Consider the following 15,521-nt stretch of genomic DNA (forward strand, 5'->3'; position numbering starts at 1 on the left):
TCACTACCTTTCTACTCCTATTGGTTCAAATTTTTAAATCGACATAAACGTTCTGTCATCGTTTTTTCGTTATCCCATCTCTATACCTCGTTGGAATTAGAACATCTCAATGACATCACTAATTCTCCTATATCGATTCCTCTTTTCACTTCTAAAAACGTTTATCTAAACAATTGTGTTTCTACAAGTGTATTTAATTACTGCATTTATATTTGAACTACCATAAAGCTATAAAATGAGTTTCCATTTATATAAAATGAATATAGAAAAAGTAGAATTTCTAACTTATACCTTAATTATTACTTATATAATAATATAACTTTATATATATATAAACATTAAATTGACAATTAAATATTATTTTTTTAAAATATAATTTTTATTGTATAAAAACCTTATTAAAATGGAGGGTTAAAATGGCTCCCCCCTCGCGAAAAGTTTTTGTAAATCTTCATCCTATTCTGGAACGATTAGACATGAACATAAATCAACTCAGTACCACCACCAGGCTGCACCCGACAGTTCTTCATAATATTCAAAAAGACCGGGAGAACAGCCATCAAAAAAGGGTAACGATTGATGTCTTGGAACGAATTTGCACCGCAACCCATTATCATCTCAATCAATTTCTGTTGATCGAAGGGGTTCAAGAACCACCTACGTCCATCCCCACGATTGATCCTTCTCAGCAGCATATTAAGATTTACTTGAATATCCATCATTTACTTGCGGTGGAGGGGATTTCATTAGCCCGTTTAACCTCGGATATCAACGAAACTTACAACAACCTCTGGAACTTAGCAAACCACCATGCGAAGCGGCTGTCGCTCCGGGTTATCGGAAAACTGGTTGCCTACTTCAATTGCCGCATTAGTGACTTATTCCGATTAGAAGTGGCAGAGGGCAATGTGTTAGATAATGATGGATTGCCAGATGGATCTAAATCCTATGAAATTTACATTCATCTTAGTGCAATCTTGAAAAAGAAAAACTTATCCATGCTCAAGGTATCCGAAGGAAGCGGCCTTCCTTATGAATTAATCCGACGGCTCCGAAATGATAACGTCCGGCAGCTGGACATTGATTCGTTAGAGCAGCTCTGTAATTTCCTTCAGGTTGCCCCAACGGACCTGATAAAATACCGGGTTAATTACCCGCTACGGGAACATGGACATAATGATAATTAAACCTGTTTCCAAGAAGCGATATAAAAAGGACTTCGGTGAAACCCATTAGTTTTCACCGAAGTCCTTTTTTATTGATCAACCGCACTCTGATAAGAGGATGAACCTAAATATACACAACTATGACACAATTAATTGTCAATACAATTATACTATAATTTATATTTATAATAAAGGAAACATTTTTAATAATACAACTAATACTGTTTCAGTAAATGTTTATCTAAACACTTGTGCTTTCACAAGTAATAACACAAATATAAATGTTTTTGTTTTATAAGAATTTATTTTCTTTAGCTTGATGCCAATACTTCTGAACAAGAACTTCCACAACTTCTTCCGCTGCTTCTTCAAGGTGAGCAACAAATACGTCGAATGTTCTTTTTTTGAATCGCTCATAAGCTTTCGGATCTTCTTTTTTAATTTGTTCCAGCAGCACAGGAGCGGTGACATTCTGTTTAACACACTCATCTACATACTTCGGAATGTCCTCATATATGTTCCATGATCTCAAGCAATCTAATACATCTTGATTGGTAATAAATACTTCGGGAACACGAATAACAGGTTCTCGTTGCCGTTTAGTAGTTGAATCAGCAGTCACATTGAAGCAATAAAGCGAAAAGGGGGACTGACCCAGGTAACATTCGAATTGTGCTTTTTCCCTGTTGTACCAAAGAAAATGCGGCTTATTATACTGAATTCTGTAGAAAAGCGTGTCTTGCATTTCCTTGTTCTGCTTAAATTCATCTTTCCACGCTTGAAATACTCGTTGAATCAATCCTTGTGCAGCTGTTTGCCTATTCATCGCAACACCCTTCTCCCTTTAATTATATAATGTTTAGTATTTAATATACTGTTATTATAACATTCATAAAGAATAATTTATAATTTGTTATATATTAAACACTATATATATAATACAAAAAGAAGGTGTCTCACATTCTATGGCTGTCAATACGTATATACCAGGGTTTAGAAGCTGCCTTTTTCATCGAAATTTTTTTTATACAAATTTTAAGAGATAGCCGCCCTTCTATTACAACGTCCTTTGTATCTAATATGCGCTTTCTCCTGGAACATCTGCTCTTTTTATTTGTAAAACATCAACCTTGGTTCTAAGATCTGTCAGCCCCACGAATTTTTCTTCTGTGAGGCATCTGCTTATTAAATAAGCTCGTTGTCCTTAGCAACCGCACAACCTATTTGTTTAACTAAACTAGTTTATAAACTAGTTTAGTTTTCTTCCTCGGTCTCCATCTGTTTGGTTTGGTATTCTTCGATCAGGGTGGCTTGGGTCTGTTTGATCGAGCTGTATTGTTCTCTTAATGTCTCTTTATCTACATTTTTATCTTCATCATTGGCCATATCCACCGCATCTAAAAACATTTGATGCTGCTGATTCGTTAAGTCAATCAAACTTCGATGAAACTCATGCAATCCAGGTTCAACGTCATACATCACGTTATCCAGGTTGCCAGCAATCTCATTGGCCCTCGGGATATATTCCTCCATTCGCTCCCCAAACGTTTTCTCAGTAAGCTGATTGGCATAAAAACTATCTAATGCTTGATTAAAGTCCTGCAGGAGTTCATTTGATTCATTCATGGTCTGGGTGATGACATCGCTGTAATTCACCGCTTCCTCGTCTTTTCCACCAGCACCGCTGTCAGTATCGTCATTTTCGCTAAAGAACCCGCAGGAACTCAACAGGGGCATAGTAAGGGCAATCATCATGGATAAAAATATTCTTTTCATATCACGTCACAATCCTTTCTTGGTTTTTTAAAGGAGAAGGCGCACAAAGAAAAGCATCATCCTTTGCAAAGGATGATGCTACCATGCAGGGTTATTCTTCCTGTACTTTAAACTCCATATAGGCGGCATTATTAACGTTACTTCCATCTGCTGCTGTTACTTGGTCGGAAAGAACCAAAGTATAGCTGCCGTTTTCATACGGCTGAGAACCTTTAACTTTGATAGCTTTGTTATTTTCCGCCACCGTTACGTCTACAAGAATCGGTTCTTGTTCATCGTTAAAGATGAAGATGGTATCTTTGGTCGCTGTGGTCGGATCAATGCGGTTTGTCATATGGATAACAAACTCATAGTCCGATGGAACATTGTCTACAGGATCGTATTGTTTATAGCCGTCAAAAGAGTCAGGGTAGTCAGCGTCAGGAGCCTGTTGTTGTTCTTCATTTTCTTCACCGGATTCTTCCGTTCCTTGATCACTATCGGATTCAGAGTCGCCGTTGTCCTTTTCTTCTTGGTCATTGGTATTGTCTTTATCGTTGTCGGGGTCTTGGTCCTCCTGATGTCCTTCTTGGTCATCCGGTGCCTCGTTTCCATCCGTATTATCTTCTTCTTTGTCTTCTTCCTCTTCTGGTTCTTCACCATCCCGGCTATTTCCGCTTTCTTCTTGATCATTATTTGGAGAATCCAGAACTGCGTCCAATTCACCCGCCGGGTTCCGCTCTACATCGATTTTCACTTCATCTTCGCCTGCTACATCCTCACTGGACAGCGTAGCAGTATAACTGCCTTGTTGCGGCGGTAGCGGTGTATATTGAGCCAGCAACCCATTACGAAGGTTGTAGCGGTGAAAGGTTCCGTTACCCCGTTGGACTCGGAAACGATAATCCTCTATATCCCCCAGGTTCGTATGAACATTAATGCGATTATTTTGAATCCCTACACTTTCAATCTCCGGCTTTTTCACCGTTTGGAAATTCCACTCTTTCGTTGTGACATCTCCTTCCCCGCTGAATGCTTCTTTTTCCTCCATAACATCCACAGTAACCGTGTAGGTAGTATCCGGATCCAGGGGCTGCCTCGGTATGATAATAAGATGGTTCAATCTTCCTGTGGTTCCTTGCTCCTTCTCACTATCTACGATATAGGTCTCTACTTCCGAACCTTGGTCATCCAAGAGTGTTGCATTTTGCGTAACTAACCGCTCGACCCCATCCCAATTTTTTTGGACAGTAATCGGATAGCCTACGGTTTCTGCTACATCATCAAAATGTTGAAGCGGATCCGGCCGTTCCTCTCCATCCCAAGCAAGTGGCACTCCCGTTTGACCGTCATATGGATAAGCGACAGCTTCAAGACCGTTTGTCGAAACAGTGGACGAAGCACTTGATAAGTGAGCCACCATAGAACGATATTTCGGGCCATGGATGAGGTTTGTTCCAACACCAACTTGGTCCACCCTGGGGTTTAACATACCCATACGGTGATACGGAGCACTCATAAGTCGATCAAATGCGTGTTCCGCATCGATAATATCGGGGGCAATCACTTCGGTTCCGCTTAAACCGGTCACTTCTTCATGGCCATAATACCTCATTCGATCTGCCGGTTGTTCCCCGGTGAAATAGTTGGAATTGGTTTCGGTGTGTGTGTGTCCTTCTGAAGCATTGATATTTGTTTCATTGGTTCCCGCTTGATGCGTCCACCAGTAATTAGCTGTTGCCTGCGCGGAAAACATTAACTCTTCATTAAGGTCTGCTTCGTCCCACCCATAAGCAGTTCGTATTTGATTCAATCGTTCCAGGAATATGTCAGCCTGGTTCAGCTGCCAATCCATGTAAGCATTCCGAAATGGGTGAACTTTATCGGCCATTCTTGTTTGGGATTGCATGTTTTCGATCGCTTCCACCATGTTCTGATGTTCGCTATCTGTTTGGTTGGTTGATGCTGCTTTGCCATCATTGTCCTGAATAAGAGTTACGGTACCAATCAACATAGCTGCAGATAAGGCTTTTCTCCAATTCATTTGGTTTCCCCTCTCAATACTAATATCTATTTATTATTATACTTTAATTATATAACATTATATATATAATGTAAAGAAGGATGTCTTTTCTCCTCTAATATCGTTAAAAATTTCAAATTCTTTATCGATTAGGGGGGGTTTATTAGAAAAAACTACCTAGCCTTCATCAATGAGATCTTCCCAATCCATCTGCTCTGCGGATAATTTGTTCCGTTTTTCTTGGACTCTAATTTTGTTTTCCATCAACCATAACGGCAGATTAATATCGAGCCTGTTTGCACACTGTTTCATATGTTCCAAATAAAACCGGGCGAGCTTGGTATCCTTTCGACTTTCTAGGATTGCTTCCAGTCCTTCAACAACGTGTTTCTCGCTAAATTGCAAGATACTTCAACTCCTTCAATGGTACCTTTTTATACGGACGTCCCAGTGGTAAGGCATGAAAAAATCCCCGCCGTTTCCGGCAGGGATCTTATAGATTTTGACGATTCAATTTTTGCTGCGCTTTTTCCAGCACAGATAAGTGACGCGAGGACGATTGAACTTCACTATCACTTTGGTACTCCTCATTTTTCTGTTCTTCTTTTGGTCGTTCTTCGGCCTCGACCTCTTTCTCCTTTTCCTTTGGCGGTCCATCATCCTGTCGCTCATGATGAATAGGAGGCGGTGATGGTGCAGACTTCGGAGCATTTGCTCTTTCCTTGCCTGTACCAGCTAACACATATGAAATGACATTCCCAATAAAGGTGCGCCCCTCTTCGCTCTGTAGAAAGGCTACTTGATCCTCGGTTAAATCATCGTGATTTACTGTAATCGTACTGCGATCTCCAGCATTTGATTCTTCCATACCTTTTCGGATGTAATACTCTGTTAATTGATTTCGACTCCACCCCGGTTCTTTCTCGAGAACCCGGTTAAAATCATCCACCCAATCTGCTTTAAGGGAAGGTGTAAATGTACGACCCGTCCCTTTTTTGTATCCAGCCTTTCCTTGCATAGATGTATCACCTGCCACACCACCACCCCCTTCCAGTTATGCCTATAACCATCGAGACGTCCCTTCAATTCTTATTAGTTTTATATTGCTGCCAACTCACGAATTCTTACTATGATGTTACTTCCGCTTGTTCCGACATGGCCCGTAAATAATTCGCTATTAAGTAACCACGCGAGGTAAAAAAGGGTGCTTTTTCAATGTTTTCCGGGAAGATCGCCCAATCCTCGCCCTGCAACTCGCGGAATTGTTCCTGGACTTTCTTAAATTCAGGATATCCGAACAACACACCTCCACCAACGATAACCAAATCTTCCACCCCAGCATCATTCCACGCTTTGCTGAGTTCTTTTTTGTGCTTCTCCGCATAGTCTTTCAGTTCCTCCATTACAATGTGGGTGATATCGACTATGCGCTTTTTCATCAATTTCACTTCAAATGTTGGTGTCTCCTGTTGTTCATTATGCAACCAGGCCGTGATACCAGGTTCAATCACTTCATTCATAAAGTCTTCCCGTGATTGATAGACCTTAGCGTCATCGTCTAATCCCATTAAGTCTTTAAGTTTTGTGTATTCCTCCATGTTATTTACTTTTTCAATCATACGGTCAATATAAGGGTTTGTTCCCTCAATATCAAGGCTTTTAGAAAGGTTACCGTCAATCCCATCATCGGTGAATATAATCACATCGCTGGTTCCTGCTCCAAGGTCCCCCAGCGCATAATTATCTGCCAGCTGACCATTAAGAGACGTTTCCAAGAGTTCACCTTGCTGCACATCGAAATTCAACGACAGATCCGTGATGGCTCCTTCGCCGTACATTTTTCCGCTGTCTATCACGACCTTGATCGTTTTTCCTTCCATCGGTCCATCGATAAAGGTGATATGATGCGTCCCTTTGACACTCTCCAATGCCTTTTCTGAGCCATATTCTTTTATTTCGCTGACAGGTAAACCACCTGCATAGGGAATGCGCACTGTATCTTTATTGGTTTTAGCCGCCATTACTGCTAGTCCAGCCAGTGTGGTGACAATGTGTAGATCGTTGGAAAACTTCGTTTTGGAGATGTGACGACCTTCTCCGCCATTATGTTCATAGGTCGGTTCTTCTTTGTCCGGTTTATTCCGTGCAAAATGGCCGACATACACATACCGCTCCTGGTTTTTAAGGGAGAGAGACTTCGACTCAATTTTTAAATGAAGTCGTTTTTCAATGATGTGGGATTCTGCTGCCCCTTCTAAACTTGTTTTTCGAGTTTGAGCAGGAGCAATCACTGTTGGAATAGCAAACGATTCAATATTACCCTGCCGATTTAAATAACTGAATTTGGCACTTTTGTTGCCTTGATCAATTCCTGTGATTAAAACATCGTCCTCGAAAAGTTTTTCAATCTGATTCACGTTTTCCCCTCCATAAAGTCCATCCAATCCGAGAGCACTACATTTCACTCTAGGAAAGGGGGCAATAATATTTCTCTTACAGTATATCTATACTAAACTAGTTTATCAACTAGTTTATTTTCAAAAGATAGATTAAACTAGTTTATAAACTAGTTTACTTTTGGGCTTGTTGTTTTCTACGCTCCGGCGAGCGATAATCCTGATCCTCTATGCGCTGCAGATATGTCGGGTAAAAAGGATGGAAAGTCAAATCCTTCTCCTTAATGCCTTCAAAGGTAACAATACTGCTGTTAACGTTGTGCAGGTATTCATTAATTTTCTCCTTCCAGCAAACCATAATAATGCGTTTTTTATGGCGTTCATACCCCGTTTGTTGATACGAAACGATACTGTCATACTTCATGATATCGTTCCACAGCATATCCGCGATAAAGAAGGTTTCTCCATTCAATTCAACCTCATAATCAGCAAACGTACTTTCTGTGTCCACAGCTTCCCCGGAGCGCAACATTGGTTCAACCCCATATTGTTTTGTGAAATACTTCACTATCGGGGGTTCCTGTATTAAAAAACCCAGTCGGAGCGGTATATAGGGATACGCAATAAGCATCAACTCCAGTTTTCCCTCTTCCTCTTTTATCATTTTCTTATATCTTTCCAACGCTTGATGACCTTTAAAGAAGAGGATGTAGCGGTTCAGCTCTGTCTCTTGAATAATTTCTCGTCTTACTACCTGCATTGTCTTTGGTGTCGTTTCACTATTGAACATGTACACATGATACAGCTTCCCATGCATCCTCAAACCAGCAGCAACGTAGGACGTCCGATGCATCCGAAGGGCATCCTTTAACTCACGCTTCTCAAGAATCTCCGCTCCACTACCTTGGAGCTGCACATACAGTTCATTCTCATCCAGGATATCCTCAATCCTCCGCCAATCCGGTAAATTTCGATCCCAACGCCGCGGTTCCTGTACTTTCTCATGACGAACGAGCGTTTCTATCCCTTTTTGCGTAATATAGTATGCTGATTCTACTTTCTTTCCCCCTCGTACAAGTGGCTTGGATTCGACCATTCCTCCTTTTCGCAAAAACTGCATTTTTCGGTAGACATACGATTTTCTTCCCTGAAAATGCAAAACTCTTAATTGCTGAGGTGTTAATGCACGGAAACGGTAAATATCATGCAGAATTTGTACGTCGTCAATCGTGCGTCGCCCGTGAGTGCTTTCTTCTTTCTCTATCTCCATGGTATAGCGTTCATCTTCGGTACTGGCACTCTTCCCCATTCCTGATTCCTCCTTTTTCATTCATTTCTCCGGTCGTTGTGCTAACATGTCGCAGCGACTATCCGTAGGGGAGACATAAAGACTCCCCTACGGATGAGCAAACCCATACTCCCCTCTTTTCTTTCCTATGTTATCCGGTTTCTTTTCTCAATTTCGGAGTGACTTTGGCTGAATGTATACAACTAGACTCCTTCTCGTTTAGTCCCTGTGCTCCAAACGTGCCTGTTTAGTCGTGCTTTGGATAAGCACCTCCTAAACTATGACCGGGATTTTAAAATTACGCTATTTACAATGTTGATTTTCAAGAAGTCTGTCATTATCCAGTTGAACTACAAAAAGCATTGTTAGAACAATGCTTTTTTATTCCTTGATATTTGCGCTGATTGTTAGAACCGGATATTGGCGTAACAATGGATGGGGTATTATTCTAACAATCAGTATTATTCATTAATGGCATATTGTTTTAACAATGCTAAGGCCAGAAGATATCCTCTTCTGTTTTAACAATGGATCATTCTCTCAACTCTCGGCTGCTGTTGCATTGCATATCGTTTCTCAAATGTAATTTAATAACTATTGGACTTTTCCTTTAACCCGTTTATGAATTCAAAGGCATCATGATAAGGAACAATATAAACTTCGGTGTAACCATCCCATCTTCTCATAGAGCATAACTCATTCTTTTCAAGCATCATGACATTTTTAATTGAATCATCTTGAATAATTCCGGACCGTACTAAACTATCAAGGATAAACGAACGAAAACGGTTATCCGGATCAAAAGACCGGTTCGTCGATGTATACTGCCGGATAAACACCAATACTTCCTGAAGGGGCTGAGCTGGACGTACCTTCAGTAGTTGTTCAGATAAATGAGGTATATAAAATTCCCTTAATTGTTGATACGCTTCGAGCGTCATTACCTTCTCCAATCGAGGAAGTAATTGTTGAATGTGTAACTGCAAATGACCATTTTGCCATTCTGTTACACAGGAAAAAGTAGTGTCCTCTGCGCTGCCAGTTTCATTCTTCCAATGTTCATTAAGTAATTTCTGAATTTTTAGATATTGTTCATGAAGAAAAATTTGCATCTCATTATTTCGATTCATATGTTTCAACAGAACCGCCATTTCTTTCTGTAAGTTTCCACGGCGGGTTGTCGTTGTAATGTAATCGGTACTCACAGCTTGGTCCGTTAACTCCAAAAATTCATCGCTGAACTGCCAAAAGTCCCCGTGTTTTTCTTTCAATTCAGTTATCTGTTCCTCAGTTAAAGCATATGGATATTCGGAACTCATAGGATACTTTCTCCTTTCATCCGTTATTTCCAACATCATTAGTGCTAAGTTTGGTCTCAACAAGATGCAGCTGTTTAACAAATCTGTTAAATGACATCATCGATTCCTGGAAAGGTTTGATGGTAGCCGTTACCGTCACTCCCTCCGGATCCCCTTTTACCGATACATAACCGTGTCCGCTCTGCAACACCCTATCAATTATAATGTTTTTATCTCCATCACCAACGATATATCTTTTCTTTACATTCATCGTTGTGACACGGTCTTCTTTTTCGATAAATGTAACTTCACCCTTCCATAAAGCTGCTAACCGTTCTATATCTTTGTCTAAAAACCCTTTCATCGTGGTACCCCCTTCTACGTTTTTAAACAGTTATAAAACCCGTCTTAACAATGCCCTTCTTGTATCATGTTTTTACAATGGATGAAGTCCTGTAGAGTCTGCTTGGTTATTTTAATATGTGCAGTGTTAGTTTCTGTTTCTTTATCCAATACAGCTGTCACTTGATGCGGATAGTAATACTTAATATATTGTTTGATAGACTGTGATTCCTGAAAGGTTTTACACGGATGACTAATACTAACCGTTATAGCAGTGATCCTGTCATCGTGTTTCGTTATGTCGTATTTCCCCTTCCAGCCAGCTATAATTTTTTTCACTTCCTTTAGAGTAATTTCTTCGTTTTTAGCCAATTCACCCAATCCTTTCTACTAAAAAACCGTGTCCAGAACCTCGTCTGAACACGGTGCAATGTTTCCTGTCTTGATTTGCCTCGTTTTTCCCATTCCATTACGGAAAATAACATTAATTTTCCCTGATATAAGGATTTGCAGCATCTAATTTATGAAATGCCATTTGAATGACACCATCCTCAACAGCGAGAGAATTACCTGCCCGTAGATCCGGAAGAACCTGCAATATTCTCGGTTGATGCTTAATAACCACAAGTACTTCCACATTCGGATCTTCACTATTTATTCCTTTTCTTTCACCGGTTCCATATAGTTCATAACATGTCTGAGCGTCATTTCCTGAAGAACCGCAATCCTCCATACCCCGATCCTCCATGTAATTCATGGCATCGGCGGCCAAATCCTCGGTCATCTCCCCCTGATCAGCAACACGCTGCACGGTATAACTGCTGGCGTTGTGTCCTGTGAATGCAGCCTTACCTATAGAAATAAGATCAGGCATTAAGATGAAAAGGAGGACCATAAAAACAATGATTAATTTACTCCACTCAAACACAAGAAAATGGCCGCTTTCGCTTTTCATTAACCGATGAATTCTACTGAGAAAACTTTTGTAGTGCTTCATTGGCTTCGGCCTCATTTCCAATAAATTCGTTCTCCATTCGCGTATATTCAACTCCCAAAATGACAAGAAAAATACTAATGACGCCAACCGCGACGATTAATCCACCCTTCACTAAACCAAGACTCTCAAATACTTGAAACCCATCTTCTTCCTTCAACCAGGATACTACCGAACGTAGCATATTAAGTTGCCCCCCTTTTTTCCGTGTAATAGGAAAAGCTCCCGCTTTACAAAACGGGAGCTTTTCTCGTTATTGAAACCGGAAGGTATTAATCCCATCCGGTCTGAGCGTCGTCAGCCCAACCCATAGATTCCGCGTTACCCGGTTCTGCCATGCCGTCAATACCAGTGCCAGTACTGAAATAGCGAGAACCTACGTCGTTCCAAAATCCGCTCATAATAACTACCGTCACGGAAGTAACAATTAATGCAAGCAGTACACCGCCTTGCGTTAAACCAAATTTCTCAAATACCTGAAATCCTTCTTCTTCTGTGATCCATTGTTTAAATTGTGACAACATTCATGCTCTCCTTTACATATAATAAATATTGTTCATGTCTATGCAAATACGTTTCTGTTACTACTTTTTACCTTCAAGAGGATTATTGATAAGCAAAGGCTTCCCCCTTTCTCCAAAATAAAAACCCCCAGTGTTTCATACCCCACGACATTGCCTCAAAAGAGAACAATGAGTGATGAATATCAAACACCGAGGGCTTCGGTAGTTTAGACTAATTTTTTTGGGCGTTGTTTTCAACGTCTGATTATATATTATTATACATATCATTAAATTTCAAGGCTTTTTTTGTTTATTTTTTCGTTTTTGTTAAAACATAGTGAAAAGTGTTATAACGAAAATAACCATCAAATAAATGGAAATCAACAGCGCATTAATATAAGTCGGAATACGCGCTTGGACTTTGGTATCTTTAATTAATTGGTTTGTCATCTCTTCATCCATATCATTTAATGTTTGACGTAAGCGCATGTTAATTTCTTGGTTTTGGTCATCACCCTTCGACATGATCAAAATAATATTATTTACAAACCGCTCAATGTATGGAAACTTCTTCAATCTCCATGAAAATTTACGGAGTGCTTGTTCTGCCGAGTGTGTCACCATATCATTTTTCAAATCCTGTAGGTAATTCCCTAGAGCGGGGCAACGATCAGCTGTTCGCTTGATAGAAGATAACAGCGCATCGTATGGCGTCTTATTGCCAGCACTTATCAGCATATAAATCGTTGTAAAACGCGTCATGTCCTGTAACATTTGCTTTTCATTCTTTTTAACTTTGTTTTTAATGGTATTAATAGGCTGTTGATACATCCAAAATCCGACCATTAGGCCAGCTGCGAAGATATAAATCTGATACTCTCCTGTAAAAAACGATAAGATGGTAAAAACCAACGGATAAAATACCGCGTTGAACAGTTGATATATTTGTATATCCTCCGGTTTCATGTCATATTCCCCGGCCTCTTCAATCATTTTCTGTAATTTCTCATAATGTTCAACGTTCGTCGGCTTGACCTTTTCCAGGCGCTGATAAAACGGATACGTTATTTTATGGAGTTTGGAACGGTGAACAATGTTACGTTCCGCTTCTTCAATATTTTCCGCACGAATGAAATCCTGACTGGCATAAGATGTGTACTTGGGCATCATTACTTTCATAACGGCCCAAAAAACAGCAAGGCCAACAATAACAGCATATATCATTAAATCCACACAATTTCCCTCCTACTAGTGATGCCGGTATCCTTTCCTTAAATAACCTTACTGGGGCGCAATTTCTGCATAAATTTCCAGGTAACAATGCTTGCCAATGCGACAAACACGATATCCAGGACCAAATGTAACGGTGTTCCAATGAAAGGAAGGTACTGACCGTCCAATAATACCCTGAGCGACAGCACCATTACGACGACCAACACATACATCCATTTCATCTCTGTCAAACTATCTTTAATTTCTTGAAGCAAACGTCCGCGCTGCTTTTCTTTCCGACGGAGCGTATCAGAGGCATCTCGTATGATATCTGCTGCTTTCTCCTCGGTATCTTCGGCAACTTCCAAAATCATATGGAAATATTCAAGCTGTGGTAACTGCAGTTTATCAGGGATAGGTTCTACAGCTTTTTTAATCGGCATATTTGCCCGTTCGATTTTTTCTACTGCTTTGACATATTCCTCCCGGATGGGCGACTGCATGTAAGCGGTAGCCTTTTTGAGAGCTTCGAACGTCGGGATGTCCGATTGCATTTGCTGCTCCACCGCATTCACTGCCTGCTCTGCTCGAAGCGGCAATTCCATCATGTAGGCGTCTTCTTTTTTCTTTAATTGATAATAGGGCAGAAATAATCCAAGCACGACCCCTGCTAGAATTAAAAGCAGGAAGTCAAAAATAAGAGCAGCGACAGCACTGGCTATCGTTGCTCCAATAAAGACACTTTGTTGATAGGTTGCTTTCACGTTCCAATTTACGCGTTCTGCTCTATTCTTAAAGGACTGTAAACCCCGCGCTTTTTTTTGGGTAGGTATTCCGTCCTTTTTCTCATGTTCAATGATTACGGTGGATAACGGTTTCCGCTTGATTCTCCGGAAAATCTCTTGGATTACAAATCCGAGCAATAAGCCACCTGCGATAAAATAAAAAATCGGATTCATGGATACAACACCCCCTTTACGCTTCCTCTTCCTCGTAGTAAGCATTGATCATGCTATCAATTGTATTGTCCGGTATTGTTTCCGGCGTCTGCATAAATTTCTCAACAACCTCTATTGGGGCTCCCTCATGAATGAGCTGTTCTGCAGTATCCTTCGATATTTTCCCCGTCCGATAATGCCGACCGCGAAATGTTCCATCTTCGTTTCTACCTTCCACCACATACTTAAAGATGGTATTAAACTTTGGTTTCCTGTTTTCATAATCTTTCAACTCAATCACTTCTTTGACCCGTCGTACATTATCTTCATACAACTTTTGAAAAACAATGATATCAATAGATTCACTGATCCACTGACCAATGCTCTCCGAATCCATTTTCGACCCGTGTTCCTGGACCATCGTCTTTAAACGTTGGACAGATTTGGCAGCGGAACGAGAATGCAGGGATGACCATGTCCGGTGTCCCGTGTTGGCCCCATTTAATAAATCATAAGCAGCCTTGTCTCGTACTTCCCCATAGATCATATAATCTGGTTTTTGACGAAGCCCATTCGTTGTCAGTTTTGACAAATCGAAGTTTTTTTCCGGATCCGTATCAAATTTACATTCTTCAGTGATGATATGTTTATCCGGGTATTTGTGCCGAAGTCTCATCTCTTCTGTATCTTCCATTAACAAAATACGCTGATCCTCGGGTACGGCATCAATACTAGCAGCCAATAATGTTGTTTTCCCAGAACCGGTTGGACCGACAAATAACCCGTTCAATCCATACTTCATGGATAATGATATAATATCCCATATATCATCCGTCAGTGTTCCCCATTCAATTAAATCTTTTGGTCTCACCTGGTCTTTTGGAAACAGCCGGAAGGAGATATACGGCCCCCCACCACCGGTGGCTAACGGTTCCCGTACCATATTCACTCTGCCATCAGGGTACCGAACATTTGCAATAGGCTTGGCATCTCCCCACTGCTGCTGGCCATTACGTGCTATTTTTTGAGCAATTCGATATGCATGGTATCTATCCCGAAACTGCATGTGAGGATCAGTAACGCGGTATTTCTGCCCTCCCATTTCATAGAAGATGTCTACATTCCCGGTTTGCGGATTTTCCCCGTTAATCCAAATCTCCGATATTTTATCGTTACCATTTCGGATAATTTCATCAATCGGACCTAGACCAGCAATTTCGTCCACTAACATTCCGGCTAGCGCTTTTTCATCTTCAAATCCGGAAATGACGATTTTATGCTCTATGATATATCGCTCAATGATAGGGTACAGACGGTTGCGAACCGAAAAGTTAAACATGGAGCCCTGCAGGTCTGCAGAATGTTCTTCCGTTAAATGATCCGCAATTTTTTCGGTCAGTCTTTCTAAATGTTTCTTCCGACTTTCTTCTTCGTATTCTCTTTCATGTTCAGGCACTAACTCTTGTCGAACTTCTTCTTTTTCCTGTTGCTGTTTATAAGCGACTTCTTGTAACCCTTTTTTATCTTTATTCTCGGAATGCTTTCGAAGCGCTTTTTGTTTTCGTTCTTCTAAAGTCATCGTATCACCGTTCATCATGAAACTCCC

17 protein-coding genes are annotated in these 15,521 nt (G+C 40.6%); 1 reads left to right on the forward strand and 16 read right to left on the reverse strand.

The window, feature by feature from the left end; genetic code table 11:
* Positions 1-476 precede the first annotated feature (476 nt).
* Positions 477-1,187 (forward strand): helix-turn-helix domain-containing protein, encoded by a 711-nt coding sequence (locus G475_RS25015; RefSeq protein ID WP_169728526.1) that lies wholly within the window; start codon positions 477-479, stop codon positions 1,185-1,187.
* Between the two features lie 271 nt (positions 1,188-1,458).
* On the opposite strand, the gene G475_RS0112850 is transcribed toward G475_RS25015, so the two are convergent.
* From G475_RS0112850 to G475_RS0112930, 16 genes are all read right to left on the reverse strand, one after another.
* On the reverse strand, positions 1,459-1,992 hold the full coding sequence (locus G475_RS0112850; RefSeq protein ID WP_026701641.1) for a hypothetical protein: 534 nt from the start codon (positions 1,990-1,992) through the stop codon (positions 1,459-1,461).
* Between the two features lie 428 nt (positions 1,993-2,420).
* The gene (locus G475_RS0112855; protein ID WP_026701642.1) at positions 2,421-2,942 is read right to left on the reverse strand and encodes a hypothetical protein; all 522 of its coding nucleotides are present in this window, start codon (positions 2,940-2,942) and stop codon (positions 2,421-2,423) included.
* Between the two features lie 91 nt (positions 2,943-3,033).
* Positions 3,034-4,965, reverse strand: coding sequence for a CAP domain-containing protein (locus G475_RS0112865; protein WP_026701643.1), 1,932 nt, complete (start codon positions 4,963-4,965; stop codon positions 3,034-3,036).
* Positions 4,966-5,121: 156 nt separating this feature from the next.
* Entirely contained in the window at positions 5,122-5,349 is a 228-nt protein-coding gene (locus G475_RS0112870) for a hypothetical protein (RefSeq protein WP_026701644.1), read from the reverse strand.
* An 88-nt stretch (positions 5,350-5,437) separates the two neighbouring features.
* Positions 5,438-5,980: a hypothetical protein gene (locus tag G475_RS0112875; RefSeq protein WP_026701645.1), complete on the reverse strand. Its 543-nt coding sequence runs from the start codon at positions 5,978-5,980 to the stop codon at positions 5,438-5,440.
* 91 nt (positions 5,981-6,071) lie between these two features.
* Positions 6,072-7,361, reverse strand: coding sequence for a ParM/StbA family protein (locus G475_RS0112880; protein WP_026701646.1), 1,290 nt, complete (start codon positions 7,359-7,361; stop codon positions 6,072-6,074).
* A 154-nt stretch (positions 7,362-7,515) separates the two neighbouring features.
* On the reverse strand, positions 7,516-8,649 hold the full coding sequence (locus G475_RS0112885) for a replication-relaxation family protein (protein WP_026701647.1): 1,134 nt from the start codon (positions 8,647-8,649) through the stop codon (positions 7,516-7,518).
* A 566-nt stretch (positions 8,650-9,215) separates the two neighbouring features.
* Positions 9,216-9,947: a RusA family crossover junction endodeoxyribonuclease gene (locus G475_RS0112890; RefSeq protein ID WP_026701648.1), complete on the reverse strand. Its 732-nt coding sequence runs from the start codon at positions 9,945-9,947 to the stop codon at positions 9,216-9,218.
* A gap of 16 nt (positions 9,948-9,963) precedes the next feature.
* A complete protein-coding gene (locus tag G475_RS0112895) occupies positions 9,964-10,290 on the reverse strand; it encodes a hypothetical protein (protein WP_026701649.1) in 327 nt (108 codons plus the stop codon).
* Positions 10,291-10,334: 44 nt separating this feature from the next.
* The gene (locus G475_RS0112900; protein WP_026701650.1) at positions 10,335-10,640 is read right to left on the reverse strand and encodes a hypothetical protein; all 306 of its coding nucleotides are present in this window, start codon (positions 10,638-10,640) and stop codon (positions 10,335-10,337) included.
* Positions 10,641-10,752: 112 nt separating this feature from the next.
* Complete coding sequence (locus tag G475_RS0112905) at positions 10,753-11,265, reverse strand: hypothetical protein (protein WP_035711161.1); 513 nt, start codon at positions 11,263-11,265, stop codon at positions 10,753-10,755.
* Entirely contained in the window at positions 11,237-11,446 is a 210-nt protein-coding gene (locus G475_RS0112910; protein WP_026701652.1) for a hypothetical protein, read from the reverse strand. Before G475_RS0112910 ends, G475_RS0112905 begins: the two co-directional genes overlap by 29 nt.
* An 88-nt stretch (positions 11,447-11,534) precedes the next feature.
* The gene (locus G475_RS0112915; RefSeq protein WP_026701653.1) at positions 11,535-11,786 is read right to left on the reverse strand and encodes a hypothetical protein; all 252 of its coding nucleotides are present in this window, start codon (positions 11,784-11,786) and stop codon (positions 11,535-11,537) included.
* Positions 11,787-12,092: 306 nt separating this feature from the next.
* Positions 12,093-12,998: a hypothetical protein gene (locus G475_RS0112920; protein ID WP_026701654.1), complete on the reverse strand. Its 906-nt coding sequence runs from the start codon at positions 12,996-12,998 to the stop codon at positions 12,093-12,095.
* A gap of 38 nt (positions 12,999-13,036) precedes the next feature.
* Positions 13,037-13,936 (reverse strand): type II secretion system F family protein, encoded by a 900-nt coding sequence (locus tag G475_RS0112925; protein WP_051302496.1) that lies wholly within the window; start codon positions 13,934-13,936, stop codon positions 13,037-13,039.
* A 16-nt stretch (positions 13,937-13,952) separates the two neighbouring features.
* A complete protein-coding gene (locus G475_RS0112930; protein ID WP_026701656.1) occupies positions 13,953-15,512 on the reverse strand; it encodes a CpaF family protein in 1,560 nt (519 codons plus the stop codon).
* Positions 15,513-15,521 lie beyond the last annotated feature (9 nt).

The organism is Salibacterium aidingense DSM 18341 (genome assembly GCF_000429685.1).
GTDB classification, from domain to species: domain Bacteria; phylum Bacillota; class Bacilli; order Bacillales; family Marinococcaceae; genus Salibacterium; species Salibacterium aidingense.

What these genes read in the sequence shown, in the direction of transcription:
- G475_RS25015 (WP_169728526.1), top strand. Translation starts at nt 477, where the DNA reads ATGAACATAAATCAACTCAGTACCACCACCAGGCTGCACCCGACAGTT.
- G475_RS0112850 (WP_026701641.1), bottom strand. Translation starts at nt 1,992, where the DNA reads ATGAATAGGCAAACAGCTGCACAAGGATTGATTCAACGAGTATTTCAA.
- G475_RS0112855 (WP_026701642.1), bottom strand. Translation starts at nt 2,942, where the DNA reads ATGAAAAGAATATTTTTATCCATGATGATTGCCCTTACTATGCCCCTG.
- G475_RS0112865 (WP_026701643.1), bottom strand. Translation starts at nt 4,965, where the DNA reads ATGAATTGGAGAAAAGCCTTATCTGCAGCTATGTTGATTGGTACCGTA.
- G475_RS0112885 (WP_026701647.1), bottom strand. Translation starts at nt 8,649, where the DNA reads ATGGGGAAGAGTGCCAGTACCGAAGATGAACGCTATACCATGGAGATA.
- G475_RS0112890 (WP_026701648.1), bottom strand. Translation starts at nt 9,947, where the DNA reads ATGAGTTCCGAATATCCATATGCTTTAACTGAGGAACAGATAACTGAA.
- G475_RS0112895 (WP_026701649.1), bottom strand. Translation starts at nt 10,290, where the DNA reads ATGAAAGGGTTTTTAGACAAAGATATAGAACGGTTAGCAGCTTTATGG.
- G475_RS0112905 (WP_035711161.1), bottom strand. Translation starts at nt 11,265, where the DNA reads ATGAAGCACTACAAAAGTTTTCTCAGTAGAATTCATCGGTTAATGAAA.
- G475_RS0112910 (WP_026701652.1), bottom strand. Translation starts at nt 11,446, where the DNA reads ATGCTACGTTCGGTAGTATCCTGGTTGAAGGAAGAAGATGGGTTTCAA.
- G475_RS0112915 (WP_026701653.1), bottom strand. Translation starts at nt 11,786, where the DNA reads ATGTTGTCACAATTTAAACAATGGATCACAGAAGAAGAAGGATTTCAG.
- G475_RS0112925 (WP_051302496.1), bottom strand. Translation starts at nt 13,936, where the DNA reads ATGAATCCGATTTTTTATTTTATCGCAGGTGGCTTATTGCTCGGATTT.
- G475_RS0112930 (WP_026701656.1), bottom strand. Translation starts at nt 15,512, where the DNA reads ATGATGAACGGTGATACGATGACTTTAGAAGAACGAAAACAAAAAGCG.